Origin of the sequence: Aeromonas sp. FDAARGOS 1406, from assembly GCF_019048565.1 — a bacterium.
Taxonomy (GTDB): domain Bacteria; phylum Pseudomonadota; class Gammaproteobacteria; order Enterobacterales; family Aeromonadaceae; genus Aeromonas; species Aeromonas caviae.
Genome location: NZ_CP077378.1, coordinates 4,382,346 through 4,394,520 on the forward strand (window position 1 = coordinate 4,382,346; position 12,175 = coordinate 4,394,520).

The 12,175-nt window shown below is 61.7% G+C and carries 12 protein-coding genes; 7 read left to right on the forward strand and 5 right to left on the reverse strand.

All coding sequences use genetic code 11. From position 1 onward, the window contains the following. The first annotated feature begins 5 nt into the window (after positions 1-5). The 7 genes from pstA to I6L36_RS20660 all read left to right on the forward strand — a co-directional run bounded on the left by pstA (position 6) and on the right by I6L36_RS20660 (position 8,206). Positions 6-1,655: a phosphate ABC transporter permease PstA gene (gene pstA, locus I6L36_RS20630; protein ID WP_045524164.1), complete on the forward strand. Its 1,650-nt coding sequence runs from the start codon at positions 6-8 to the stop codon at positions 1,653-1,655. Positions 1,656-1,759: 104 nt separating this feature from the next. Then, the gene (gene pstB, locus I6L36_RS20635) at positions 1,760-2,578 is read left to right on the forward strand and encodes a phosphate ABC transporter ATP-binding protein PstB (protein ID WP_010675264.1); all 819 of its coding nucleotides are present in this window, start codon (positions 1,760-1,762) and stop codon (positions 2,576-2,578) included. Between the two features lie 179 nt (positions 2,579-2,757). Next, positions 2,758-3,468 carry a phosphate signaling complex protein PhoU gene (gene phoU / locus I6L36_RS20640; protein ID WP_029314752.1) on the forward strand — a complete coding sequence of 237 codons (711 nt, stop codon included), beginning with the start codon at positions 2,758-2,760 and terminating at the stop codon, positions 3,466-3,468. A 241-nt stretch (positions 3,469-3,709) separates the two neighbouring features. Continuing rightward, positions 3,710-5,029 (forward strand): hemolysin family protein, encoded by a 1,320-nt coding sequence (locus I6L36_RS20645; protein ID WP_041213150.1) that lies wholly within the window; start codon positions 3,710-3,712, stop codon positions 5,027-5,029. A gap of 18 nt (positions 5,030-5,047) precedes the next feature. Next, positions 5,048-5,590, forward strand: coding sequence for a hypothetical protein (locus tag I6L36_RS20650; protein WP_039040256.1), 543 nt, complete (start codon positions 5,048-5,050; stop codon positions 5,588-5,590). Positions 5,591-5,884: 294 nt separating this feature from the next. Continuing rightward, positions 5,885-6,787, forward strand: a complete 903-nt coding sequence (locus tag I6L36_RS20655) for a homocysteine S-methyltransferase family protein (protein WP_128318264.1) — start codon at positions 5,885-5,887, stop codon at positions 6,785-6,787. A 9-nt stretch (positions 6,788-6,796) separates the two neighbouring features. After that, on the forward strand, positions 6,797-8,206 hold the full coding sequence (locus I6L36_RS20660) for a basic amino acid/polyamine antiporter (protein ID WP_052815414.1): 1,410 nt from the start codon (positions 6,797-6,799) through the stop codon (positions 8,204-8,206). A 67-nt stretch (positions 8,207-8,273) separates the two neighbouring features. Here I6L36_RS20660 and I6L36_RS20665 read toward each other — a convergent pair whose 3' ends face one another. The 5 genes from I6L36_RS20665 to I6L36_RS20680 form a co-directional block, all read right to left on the reverse strand. Further along, positions 8,274-9,113 (reverse strand): sterol desaturase family protein, encoded by an 840-nt coding sequence (locus tag I6L36_RS20665; protein WP_180911048.1) that lies wholly within the window; start codon positions 9,111-9,113, stop codon positions 8,274-8,276. A gap of 206 nt (positions 9,114-9,319) precedes the next feature. Further along, complete coding sequence (locus I6L36_RS20670) at positions 9,320-10,063, reverse strand: amino acid ABC transporter ATP-binding protein (protein WP_010675257.1); 744 nt, start codon at positions 10,061-10,063, stop codon at positions 9,320-9,322. Further along, a complete protein-coding gene (locus I6L36_RS22210) occupies positions 10,047-10,169 on the reverse strand; it encodes a hypothetical protein (RefSeq protein WP_258555843.1) in 123 nt (40 codons plus the stop codon). The genes I6L36_RS20670 and I6L36_RS22210 overlap by 17 nt, the downstream gene beginning before the upstream one ends. After that, the gene (locus I6L36_RS20675; RefSeq protein ID WP_202211927.1) at positions 10,153-11,097 is read right to left on the reverse strand and encodes an amino acid ABC transporter permease; all 945 of its coding nucleotides are present in this window, start codon (positions 11,095-11,097) and stop codon (positions 10,153-10,155) included. Before I6L36_RS20675 ends, I6L36_RS22210 begins: the two co-directional genes overlap by 17 nt. Positions 11,098-11,196: 99 nt before the next feature. Next, positions 11,197-11,985 carry a transporter substrate-binding domain-containing protein gene (locus I6L36_RS20680; RefSeq protein WP_010675255.1) on the reverse strand — a complete coding sequence of 263 codons (789 nt, stop codon included), beginning with the start codon at positions 11,983-11,985 and terminating at the stop codon, positions 11,197-11,199. Between the last annotated feature and the right edge of the window lie 190 nt (positions 11,986-12,175).

The following is a 12,175-nucleotide window of genomic DNA, read 5'->3' on the forward strand; positions in this document are numbered from 1 at the left end:
CGACAATGGGTAAGTGGTTTAAATCGGGGGCCCCCTGGATCTGGATGACGGGGGGCGCCGTCAGCCTGAGTCTGGTGGCCGTACTGGGTCTGTTGTTGCTGATTGGCTGGCGTGGTCTGGTCTATTTCTGGCCCCATCCCATCTATGAGTGGCAACTTGAAGATGCAAGCGGCAACAAGAGCGTCCTGATTGGCGAGATCAACGACCGGGAGCTGGTGCCGGTGGAGCGCCTGCGCGCCGCAGGCCAGGCGCTGGAAGGGGAGGATCGCGAAGAGATTACCCGTTATCTGGTCAAGACCGGCAACCGGGAGTTCGTGGACCTCGACTTTCGCTGGGTGCTGGAGACCGATATCAAATCGCGCGCCCAGCCGGCGGAGCTCGCCATGGTGGAACGCGCCACCAACGGCAACTTCTATGGTTACATCACCTCGGTGAAGGAAGATGGCCAGGAGCTGACCACGGATCTGCATCCCGCCTTGCAGCGGGTGCTGGCCCGTGCCAACGGCCTCTCAAGCCAAGCCAACGACCTGCAAAAAGGGGCCATCGGCAGCATCAACTATCAGCTGGAGCGCCTGCGCCTGAAAGAGCGCAAGGCCGAGCTGGATGACAAGCTGACCGATCAGCTTAAAGCCGAGCTGGCGAGCGAGCGTCAGGCCCTCAACGACCGTTACCAGGTGCTGGAGAAAGAGCTCTTCTCCCTGCGTACCCAGGCGGACAGAGACAGCATCACCGTCAAGGACATGCGCGGCGAGCTGGTGACCATGCCCATGTCCCGGGTGCTGGATGTAGTCTGGCCCAACGACATGAGCCTGATGGCCAAGGTGGGTCACTGGTTCCACCAGATTGGCAAGTTCGTCTCCGATGACCCTCGGGAGGCGAACACCGAGGGTGGCGTCTTCCCGGCCATCTTCGGCACCGTCTTCATGGTGATCCTGATGGCCATCATCGTGACCCCGCTCGGGGTGGTGGCGGCGGTCTACCTGCACGAGTACGCGGGCAAGAACAGCCTGACCAAGATCATCCGCATCGCGGTGATCAACCTGGCGGGGGTACCCTCCATCGTCTACGGCGTGTTTGGTCTGGGCTTCTTCGTCTACACCCTGGGGGGCAGCATCGACCGCCTCTTCTACCCGGAAGCGCTGCCGAGCCCGACCTTCGGCTCCCCTGGTGTCATCTGGTCGGCGCTGACCCTGGCCATCCTGACCCTGCCGGTGGTGATCGTCTCCACCGAAGAGGGGCTGGCCCGGATCCCGAGCACCATTCGCCAGGGTTCGCTGGCGCTGGGTGCCACCCAGGCCGAGACCCTCTGGCGCATCGTGCTGCCCATGGCCAGCCCGGCCATCATGACCGGCCTTATCCTGGCGATTGCCCGTGCGGCGGGCGAGGTGGCGCCGCTGATGCTGGTGGGGGTGGTGAAGCTTGCTCCCACGTTGCCGATGGACGGCAACTTCCCGTACCTGCACGTGGAGCGCAAGTTCATGCACCTGGGCTTCCACATCTATGACGTGGGCTTCCAGAGCCCGAACGTCGAGGCGGCGCGTCCTCTGGTCTACGCCACCTCCTTCCTGCTGGTGACGGTGATCGTCGGCCTCAACCTGACGGCGATCGGTATTCGTAACCACCTGCGCGAGAAATTCCGGTCGCTGGAACATTAATCCAGCCATTACAGAGACGGGCAGGGGTCTTCCCTGCCAACCAGATATTCCGGCAGCGGGCAAGACGTTTGCCCGCTGCCACCAAGAGAATTTGAGGTAAACAGATGATCAACGTAACACCGAGTTCGGCCCCGCACACCGCCACCGACCTGCTCAACCTGACCCCGGAGCAGACTGCGCTGGAGGTGAAGGATCTCAACCTGTACTACGGCAACAAGCAGGCGCTGTTCAACGTCAACATGAAGATCCCCAAGGGTCAGGTCACCGCCTTCATCGGCCCGTCCGGTTGCGGCAAGTCCACTTTGCTGCGCTGCATCAACCGGATGAACGATCTGGTGGAGATCTGCCGCATCGAGGGGGAGATCCAACTGCACGGCCACAACATCTATGACAAGAGCGTGGATGTCTCCGCCCTTCGCCGTCAGGTGGGCATGGTGTTCCAGCGCCCCAACCCCTTCCCCAAGTCCATCTACGAGAACGTGGTCTACGGCCTGCGCCTGCAGGGCATCAACGACCGCCGTACCCTGGACGAGGCCGCCGAGCGTTCCCTGCGCGGTGCCGCCCTGTGGGAGGAAGTGAAGGATCGTCTGCATGACAACGCCTTTGGTCTCTCCGGCGGTCAGCAGCAGCGTCTGGTGATTGCCCGTGCCATCGCCATCGAGCCGGAAGTGCTGTTGCTCGATGAACCGACCTCGGCGCTGGACCCCATCTCCACCCTCACCATCGAGGAGCTCATCAACGAGCTCAAGAGCCAGTTCACCGTGGTGATCGTAACCCACAACATGCAGCAGGCGGCGCGGGTCTCGGATCAGACCGCGTTCATGTACATGGGGGAACTCATCGAGTACTCGAATACCAACACCATCTTCACCACCCCGGCCAAGAAGAAGACCGAAGACTACATTACCGGTCGTTACGGCTAAGGGATGCCGGTGATTGAGATGAGCAAGTTGAGCATCAACAAGCAGATTGGCAGCCAGTTCAACGGCTAAGGCATGTTGGTGCAACAAGGGTGATTGAGATGAACAAGATGGGCATCAACAAACAGATTGGCAGTCAGTTCAACGGCTAAGGCATAATCGGAGCAACAAGGATTACTGGTATGGACAATATGAACCTCAACAAACACATCTCCGGTCAGTTCAATGCCGAGCTTGAGAGCGTGCGCAACCAGGTACTGGTGATGGGGGGGCTGGTGGAGAAGCAACTCACCGACGCCATCGCCGCCATCCATGGCCAGGATCTGGATGCGGCGCGCAAGATCGTGGCCAACGACCACAAGGTCAACGCCATGGAAGTGGCGATCGACGAGGAGTGCACCCGCATCATCGCCAAGCGTCAGCCCACCGCGTCCGACCTGCGGCTGGTGATGGCCATCATCAAGACCATCACGGATCTGGAGCGGATCGGCGACGTGGCGGACAAGATTGCCCGCATGCTGACCGACAACGCCAACAAGCCCCAGCCACCGCTGGTGTCGCTGGAGAACATGGGGCGTCGCACCATCAAGATGCTCCACGACGTGCTCGACGCCTTCGCCCGCATGGATCTGGATGCCGCCCTGGCGGTCTACAAGGAAGATGACAAGGTGGATCGGGAGTACGAGTCCATCATCCGCGAGCTGATGACCTACATGATGGAAGATCCCCGCACCATCCCCCAGGTGCTCAACGTGCTCTGGGCGGCACGGGCCATCGAGCGGGTCGGCGATCGCTGCCAGCACATCTGCGAGTACATCGTCTACTACGTCAAGGGCAAGGATGTGCGTCACACCAAGGCCGATGACCTGAGCGATCTGCTGGGCAAGGGCTGATGGGGCGCCTTGGGTGGAGCTCCCGTCGCGGCTGCACGACGGGAATCCAGCCCTGATTGAATAAAAAGGCGCTTTGAGCGCCTTTTTCATTGCATGGCACGGCAGTTCAAGATAACGCCACCCAGCGGGCGCTTTTCTGCTAGAATATGGCCCCTGTGTGAGTCCCGGATGGAATCACGGTCCGGTTTCCCGGGCCCAGTTTGCCGTCTTGTGCTAAGGCGGCTGTAGCAATAGGTTAATCATGAGTTTTGCCGATAGTTTGTTCTTTCTGATGCTGCTGGTCGCCGGCAGCGTGTTCTTCTCACTCTCCGAGATCTCCCTTGCCGCCTCCCGCAAGATCAAGTTGCAGGTGATGGCCGACGAGGGCAACCGCCACGCCGAGAAGGTGCTGGCATTGCAGGCCCAGCCGGGCAACTTCTTTACCGTGGTGCAGATAGGCCTCAATACCGTCGCCATCCTGGGCGGTATCCTGGGGGAATCCGCCCTCAATCCCGCCATCAGGGAGCTGATAGCCGGCTTCTACCAGGGGCCCTGGCTCGGCCAGATTAGCTCCGCGGCCTCGTTCGTCTTCGTCACCGGCATGTTCATCCTGATAGCGGACCTGATGCCCAAGCGCCTTGCCATGACCATGCCCGAGCGGATCGCCGTGGTGGTGGTGCGTCCCATGATGCTGTGCGTCACCTTGCTGATGCCGCTGGTGTGGCTGTTCAACGGCATGGCCAACGGCCTGTTCCGGCTGATGCGCATCTCCATGGTGCGCAACGACGAGATCACCTCCGACGATATTTATGCGGTGATGGATGCAGGTGCCGAAGCCGGTGTCATCCAGCGCGAGGAGCACCAGCTCATCGAGAACGTGTTCGAGCTCCAGTCTCTGGGTGTCACTTCCGCCATGACGGCGCGGGAGAGCCTCATCTACTTCACCCTGCAAGAGGGGGAGGAGAGCATCAAGGCGAAGATCGCCGAGCACCCCCACAACAAGTTCCTGGTGTGCGACCACAACCTCGACAGCATCAAGGGGTTCGTGGATGCCAAGGAGCTGCTGATCCGCGTCATCAGCGGCCAGAGCATCGATCTCAACAGCGGCTCCCTGGTGCAGAACGTCATCATCATTCCCGACACCCTCAACCTCTACGAGGCAATGGAGTACTTCAAGAACCATCGCGGCGATTTTGCGGTGGTGATGAACGAATACGCCCTGGTGGTGGGCATCGTCACCATGAATGACCTGATGAGTACCGTCATGGGGGAGTGGGCCACCCACGTGGTGGAAGAGCAGATCGTCCAGCGGGACGAGAACTCCTGGCTGGTGGACGGGGTGACCCCCATCTCCGACGTGATGCGCGCCTTCGACATCGAGGAGTTCCCGGAAAACCAGAACTACGAGACCATCGCCGGTTTCATCATGTACATGCTGCGCAAGATCCCCAAGCGCACCGACTCGGTCAAATATGCCGGTTACAAGTTCGAAGTGGTGGACATCGACAGTTACAAGATTGACCAGTTGCTGGTCACCCGGGTAGAACCTGCGAGCAATGAGAAGCCCGCTCAGGAATCCTAAAGGAGTTCGTTAGCAATCATGAAGATGAAGACTCATTCCCGTGCGCTGGCCTGTGTGGCGCTCGCCCTGGCACTGGGTGCCTGCAGCCAGAGCGCACCGCGCAAGCCGGTGACGCCTGCCAAACCCGTCGCTCCACAGCCAGCCGTGGTGGTCCCGCAGCAGGATCCCGATGCGGTGGTGCAAAGCGCCGTGGCAGAGCCCAGCCCGGTGTTCGACGAGGAGTATCACGGCCCGGATCAAGGGTCGCTTGAATCGGTCACCGCCCTGTTTGCCCGGGGTTACATCGAATCCGCCATGCGCGAGACCATGCTGGCGGCGGTGCACAGCGATTATCCGCTGCTCGGCATGCGGGACGTGCGTCTCACTGACCCTGTTGCCAAGTTCCTCACCTCGGCCCAGGCACGCACCACGGCCCACGACTACCTCTATGCCGGGGTGCAGCGTCGGCTGGGCCGTCCGCTCAGCCCCGCCCAGTGGGAGCAGATCTGGCAGGGCTATCCCCAGCAGGGCCGGGTCTCCGACTGGGTCAAGCAGACCAAGCGGGTGCTGGCCGGGCGCTGAGCCCCCTGGTTATCGGCGGCTGTGCCCGCCTTGATCCCCTGTTTCACAAGAGGTCACCCCCCGGGGTGGCCTCTTGTCGTTTCAGTGTCTGGCCAGGTGATGCCTGTGCCGGGTAGACCTCCCTTTGCCGCCATCATCCTGAGCTTGCCCGGATTTGTTCGTAGCCCCCGATTGCCTCTTGTTCTACTTTGGGTCATGATATTTGGGATTTCTAGCCGTCTAGATGTTTTGATGGCTTAATGTGGTTTCACACAATAAACACCCGTCATGGCGGGGAGACGCAGAGAGACAGAGATGGACAAGCAGGATTTGTGGGTACTCGATGGCGGTATGGGCCGTGAACTGGCGCGGCGTGGTGCGCCGTTCCGTCAACCGGAGTGGTCGGCACTGGCGCTGATGGAAGCGCCCGAGACGGTGCGCGAGGTACACCAGGCTTATGCGACGAGCGGTGCCCGGGTGATCACCACCAACAGCTATGCCCTGGTGCCCTTCCATATCGGCGAGGCGCGCTTTGCCGCCCAAGGGGAGGCACTTGCAGCCCTGGCCGGGCAACTGGCTCGAGACGTGGCCGACGAACAGGGAGGATCCGTCAAGGTGGCCGGTTCCTTGCCGCCGCTCTTTGGCTCCTATCGTGCGGACCTCTATCAGGCCGAACGGGTGAGCGAGCTGGCGACACCACTTATCCGGGCCCTGTCACCCCATGTGGATCTTTGGTTGGCGGAGACCATGAGCCTCATCGCCGAGCCCCTGGCCCTCAAGGCCCTGCTGCCCGAGGACGGCAAGCCGTTCTGGGTCTCCTTTACTCTGGAAGACGAGGCGCCGGGCAGTGAGCCCACCCTGCGCTCCGGCGAGCGGGTGGCGGATGCCGTGACCGCGTTGGCGTCGGCCGGGGTGGATGCCATCCTGTTCAACTGCTGCCAGCCCGAGGTGATTGAAGGGGCGCTCAAGGTGGCCGTCGCCGCGTTGCAGGTTCAGGGGCGCACCGACGTTCGCCTCGGCGCCTATGCCAACGCCTTCCCGCCCCAGCCCAAGGAGGCGACTGCCAATGACGGTCTGGACGAGATCCGTGGCGATCTGGGGCCGCTGGATTACCTCGGCTGGGCCGAGCGCTGGCGCAGAGCCGGGGCAAACCTCATCGGCGGCTGCTGCGGCATCGGCCCGGAACACATCGAGGCGCTGGCCAGCCGGCTGCGTTAAGGAGCGCCCATGAAAGAGAGCAAGATCGGGCTCTGGTCCCTCACTGCGCTGGTGTTCAGCTCCATGGTGGGGGCCGGCATCTTCAGCCTGCCCCAGAACATGGCCGATGTGGCGGGCGCCCGCGCCGTGCTGATCGGCTGGGCCGTCACCGGGGTCGGCATACTGGCGCTGGCCATGAGCTTCCTCTACCTGTCGCGGCTCAAACCCGAGCTCGACGGCGGCATCTACAGCTATGCCCGGGCCGGCTTTGGCGAGCTGGTGGGGTTCTTCTCCGCCTGGGGATACTGGCTCTGTGCCACCATCGGCGTGGTGGGATATCTGGTGATCGCCTTCGCGGCGCTGGGCAGCTTCGTCGACACGCCGGAGCGGGTCTGGTTTGGCGAGGGCAACACATTGGCAGCTTTTGTCGGCGAGTCCTGCATCCTCTGGGCGGTGCACCTGCTGGTGGCCCGCGGCGTGCAGCAGGCGGCCCTGTTCAATCTGGTGGCGACCCTGGCCAAGAGCCTGCCGCTGCTGCTGTTCATCCTGTTCGCCTGCTACTGGTTCGATCCGGTCACCTTTGCGGCGGATCAGGAGGGCAGCACCCTGGCGGTACCGGTCTCCGAGCAGGTGCGCAACACCATGCTCATCACCCTCTGGGTCTTCACCGGTATCGAAGGGGCAGCTGTGCTCTCGGCCCGGGCGAGAAACAAGCGGGATGTGGGCACCGCCACCGTGCTCGGCGTGGTGCTGGCGCTGCTGCTCTATGTGCTCATCTCGGTGCTGGCGCTCGGAATATTGAGCCGCCCGGAGCTTGCGGCCCTGCCCAACCCCTCCATGGCGGGATTGATGGCCCAGATGACGGGTTCCTGGGGCAAGTTGCTCATCAGCGCCGGCCTCATCGTGTCGGTGCTCGCCTCCTACGTGAGCTGGACCCTCTTCTCGGCCGAGGTGCCGTTCAGCGCGGCGCGTCACGGGGCCTTCCCGGCCATCTTCCGGCGTGAGAACCGCAACGGCACCCCCATCGCCTCGCTCTGGCTTACCAGCCTGACGGTGCAGGGCTGCTTGCTGCTGGTGTGGCTGCTTGGCAAGGGGTACACCAACCTGCTGCTCATCTCCACCTCCATGATCCTGGTGCCCTACCTGCTCATCGGCCTCTTCTTGCTCAAGCTGGTCTTCAGTGGCAAGGGGGGGCAGGGCCGCGGCCTGATGCGGGTGGTGGCGATGGTGTCGAGCGGTTATGGTTTCTGGCTGCTCTACGCCGCCGGGGTGGAGTACCTGCTGCTGTCGCTTCTGCTCTACGGGCCGGGTCTGCTGCTGTTTCTCTACAGCCGTCGCCAGCTCGGTGCCGAACAGCGGCTCAGCGGGCGCGAACGGCTGCTGGCCGGGGTGACGCTGCTGAGCCTGATCCCCGCCGTCTGGTCCTTCGTTCACGTCTGACCCGGGGGGTGTCCCTGTCATGAAAAAGAGCGCCCCTGGGCGCTCTTTTTTTATCCTGGTCGGTGGGTCAACCGCTGGTGGGGCCCGTCGGTTTGCCAAACAGCACGGCGAGCTTTTGCCGCCAGGGGAGGCCACGGGCCTCTTGCAGCATGTCGCGCCACTCGTGGAAGGTGAGGGTGAGCGGGTTGAAGCTGTGGATTGGCTTGGTGATGCCGAAACGGCACGGCTCGCCCAAGTCTTCTTCCACGAAGGTGCCAAACAGCCGATCCCAGATGATGAGCACGCCGGCGAAGTTGCGATCGATGTATCTGGCGTTGCTGGCGTGGTGCACCCTGTGGTGGGAGGGGGTGTTGAAGATCCATTCAAGTTTGCCCAGCTTGCCCACCACCTGGGTGTGGACGAAGAACTGAAAACCCAGGCTCAAGAGCACGGTGGCCACCACCGCCTCGGGGGGGAAGCCGATGAGGATCATGGGGATCCAAAACAGCCACATGCCGGAGACCGGATACATCAGGCTCTGGCGAAAGGCGGTGGAGAGGTTGAGCCGCTCCGAGCTGTGGTGCACCACGTGGGAGGCCCAGAGCCAGCGCACATGGTGGCTCGCGAAGTGGAACAGCCAGTAGCAGAGATCCTGCAACAGAAAGAGCAGCAAAAGGCTCCAGAGGTTTAGTTCGATATCGAATAGTCGCCAGCCCCAGAGGGTGTCATAGAGATAGGCGATGGCAATGGCTGCCAGGGCATCGCCCCCCTGATGCATTAGTGCCAGGGTGGCATTGGCGAAGAGATCCTTCCACTGGTAGCCCGCCGTGGGATAGGCGGTGCCGTGTTTTCGCAGGTAGAGCATCTCCCAGCCGATGAAGACCAGAAAGAGAGGCGAGAGGTAGAGCAGGAGCAGTTGCACATCCATGTGAGCCATCCGGTTGGACCAGTTGGATGTCAGCATACCGGATGAATTTAAAATTTCATTAACATCCTTGCTCGTTGGCGTGGTGACAACCCGATGGCAAAAGGCTGCGAAAAGGAATGCGCCAGGGAGATGATCTGGGGGGGGTGAAGAAGGCAAGCATAGAAGAGGGAGCCATGGGCTCCCTCTTCGTGCTGGTGCATCGCGGGTTATAGCACCTGGCTCAGGAACTGGCGCAGGCGCGGGGAGGGGGGATTGTCGAAGAAGTCGGCGGGTTTCTCGTCCACCAGCAACTCGCCGCTTTCCATGAAGAGCACCCTGTCCGCCACTTCCCGGGCAAAGCCCATTTCGTGGGTCACCACCACCATGGTCATCCCTTCGCGGGCCAACCCCTTCATGACGTCCAGCACCTCTCCCACCATTTCTGGGTCGAGGGCGCTGGTGGGCTCGTCAAACAGCATGATGCGCGGCTGCATGGCGAGCGCCCGGGCGATGGCCACCCGCTGCTGCTGGCCGCCGGAGAGCTGGGAGGGGTAGCTCTGGGCCTTGTTGGAGAGACCGACCTTGAGCAGCAGGGCCTTGGCCCGCTCCTCAGCCTCCTGGCGAGAGAGCCCTCTCACCTTCTGGGGGGCCAGGGTGATGTTGTCCAGCACCGTCAGGTGAGGGAAGAGATTGAAGGACTGGAACACCATGCCCACCTCTTCCCGCAGCTTGTTGACATCCCCGGGTTCGGTGAGGCTGATGCCGTCGACCACGATATTGCCATCGTTGATGGTCTCCAGCTGGTTGAGGGTGCGCAGGAAGGTGGACTTGCCCGAGCCGCTCGGCCCCACGATCACCACCACTTCCCCTTCGGCCACCTGGGTGCTGACGTTTTTCAGGGCGTGCACCTCGGTGCCGTAGAACTTCTCTACACCGGTCGCCTTGATGATGGGATCAGTTGCAGCGCGCATAGTTCACCTCCAGACGACGCACCGGGAAGGGGCAGGGAGTGCCGGTGATGGCAGAACATTTCGACACCGATGGCGCCTTGATAACGGGATCAGTTGCTGCGCGCATATTTCACCTCCAGACGACGCACCAGGAAGGAGAGAGTGCCGGTCAGCACCAGATAGAGCAGGGCCACGGTGAACCACACCTCGAACGGGCTGAAGGTGGAGCTGACCACTTCGCGCCCCGCCTTGGTGAGATCCGTGATGGAGATGACGGAGACCAGAGAGGAGTCCTTGATGAGGTTGATGAACTGACCCGCGAGCGGTGGCAGCACCCGTTTGAAGGCCTGGGGCAGGATGACGTAGCGCATGGTCTGGGCCGAGGTCATGCCAAGGCTTCTGCCCGCTTCCATCTGCCCCTTGTGAATGGAGCTGATGCCGGCGCGCACGATTTCCGCCACGTAGGCGCCGGTGAAGACCGCGAGCGCCGCCACACCAGCGGTGAATCGGTCGAGGTTCAGCACGGTGCCGATAAAGAAATAGACGATGAAGATCTGCACCAGCAACGGGGTGCCACGGATGAGCTCCACATAGGTCACTGCCAGGTTGCGCAGGGCCGGATTGGGGGAGAGGCGGGCGAGCCCGGCCAGGGTGCCAAGCAGGATGGCGAAGATGCCTGCCACCAGGGAGAGCTTGACCGTGACCCAGACGCCCCAGGCGATGGGGCCGGCGGTCCAGCTCAGTTGCACATCCAGGGTATCGCCGAGGAAGACGGTATCCCCTTCAGCCAGCTGGGAGCCCTTGGGTGCGATGGCCTGACGGCGGCTGGGGTCGAGATCGTCTTGCAGGAAGAGCTGTCCCTTGTCCGCGACCACGGCGCCGTCAAACTCGGCATAGTGTTTCTGTTCTGCCTGATAGGCGATGTACTGGGGAATGCGTTCCCAGCGCCAGGTGTAATCCACGGCCTGCACGGCCTTGTAGATGCCGAAAATGGCGGCCAGCACCAGCAGCAGGAAGATCCCGTGCCAGAGCAGCTGATTGGGCTGTTTTTCCATCTGTCTTGTGAGTTTGGGGTTGATCACTGTCACAACCTCTTTTGTCGTTATCGTGTGGGGAGTCTGCGTGAAGGGGCGGCATGCCGCCCCTTTGAGAGGTTATTTGAGCTGGTTCAGCCAGGCGGTGGATTCAAACCACTTCTTGTAGAGACGGTCGTAGCTGCCGTCGCCCTTGATCTGGCGCAGGTAGTTGTTGAACCAGTTGAGGGTGTCCTGATCCCCCTTGCGGATGGCCCAGGCCAGCGGCTCGAAGGTGAACGGCTTGTCGAGGTGCACCACGGCGCCCTGGTTCTGGGACGCGAAGATGGCGTTGTAGGGCAGGTCGTAGACGAAGGCATCCACCTTGCCGTTGATCACTTCCAGCTTGGCGTCATCCTGGGTTTCAAACTGCAGCAGGGTGGCCTTGGGGATCATGCGCTTGACCGCTTGCTCGCCGGTGGTGCCGAGTTTGACCGCGATCTTGTATTTGGGATCGTTGAGGTCCTGGAAGGATTTGATTTCGCCCGCCTTGTCCTTGCGAAGCACGATGGTCTGGCCGACGACGATGTAGGGATCGGCAAAGTTCACGCGCAGGTTGCGCTGGGGAGTGACGGTCATGCCGCCCATGATGACGTCGAACTTGTCGGTCAAGAGCGCGGGGATGATGCCGTCCCAGGCGGTGTTGACGAACTCCACCTTCACGCCCATCTCCTTGGCGACCATCTTGGCGAGATCCACGTCAAAGCCGATGTACTGGCCCTGCTTGTTGGTCATCTCGAAGGGTTGATAGCCGGCATCGAAGCCGACCCGCAGCACACCGCGCTCCAGTACGGCATCCAGGGTGGAAGTGGGCGCGGCGTTGGCCAGCCCGCACAGCAGCAGGGTAGAAAGAATGAGTTTTTTGATCATAAATGACGTCTCTGTCGTAAATGTGGTCGGCCTTGAACCTGCTCCCGTGCGACTCCATGGCACAAGAGACTGCTGCATCCGGCAGCAGGCAAGACAGGATTATTGTCTTGGTCGGGGCAAAAGCCCCATATGAGATTCTATGAATGGTTCGTTGGATGAAAAATGTACCAAAACCTGTTTGTGCCAGAAG

Excerpts from the sequence above, each read along its gene's own strand:
- pstB (WP_010675264.1), top strand. The coding sequence starts at position 1,760 with ATGATCAACGTAACACCGAGTTCGGCCCCGCACACCGCCACCGACCTG.
- I6L36_RS20655 (WP_128318264.1), top strand. The coding sequence starts at position 5,885 with ATGGACAAGCAGGATTTGTGGGTACTCGATGGCGGTATGGGCCGTGAA.
- phoU (WP_029314752.1), top strand. The coding sequence starts at position 2,758 with ATGGACAATATGAACCTCAACAAACACATCTCCGGTCAGTTCAATGCC.
- I6L36_RS20670 (WP_010675257.1), bottom strand. The coding sequence starts at position 10,063 with ATGCGCGCTGCAACTGATCCCATCATCAAGGCGACCGGTGTAGAGAAG.
- I6L36_RS20660 (WP_052815414.1), top strand. The coding sequence starts at position 6,797 with ATGAAAGAGAGCAAGATCGGGCTCTGGTCCCTCACTGCGCTGGTGTTC.
- I6L36_RS20650 (WP_039040256.1), top strand. The coding sequence starts at position 5,048 with ATGAAGATGAAGACTCATTCCCGTGCGCTGGCCTGTGTGGCGCTCGCC.
- I6L36_RS20675 (WP_202211927.1), bottom strand. The coding sequence starts at position 11,097 with ATGGAAAAACAGCCCAATCAGCTGCTCTGGCACGGGATCTTCCTGCTG.
- I6L36_RS20665 (WP_180911048.1), bottom strand. The coding sequence starts at position 9,113 with ATGGATGTGCAACTGCTCCTGCTCTACCTCTCGCCTCTCTTTCTGGTC.
- I6L36_RS20680 (WP_010675255.1), bottom strand. The coding sequence starts at position 11,985 with ATGATCAAAAAACTCATTCTTTCTACCCTGCTGCTGTGCGGGCTGGCC.
- I6L36_RS20645 (WP_041213150.1), top strand. The coding sequence starts at position 3,710 with ATGAGTTTTGCCGATAGTTTGTTCTTTCTGATGCTGCTGGTCGCCGGC.
- pstA (WP_045524164.1), top strand. The coding sequence starts at position 6 with ATGGGTAAGTGGTTTAAATCGGGGGCCCCCTGGATCTGGATGACGGGG.
- I6L36_RS22210 (WP_258555843.1), bottom strand. The coding sequence starts at position 10,169 with ATGCGCGCAGCAACTGATCCCGTTATCAAGGCGCCATCGGTGTCGAAA.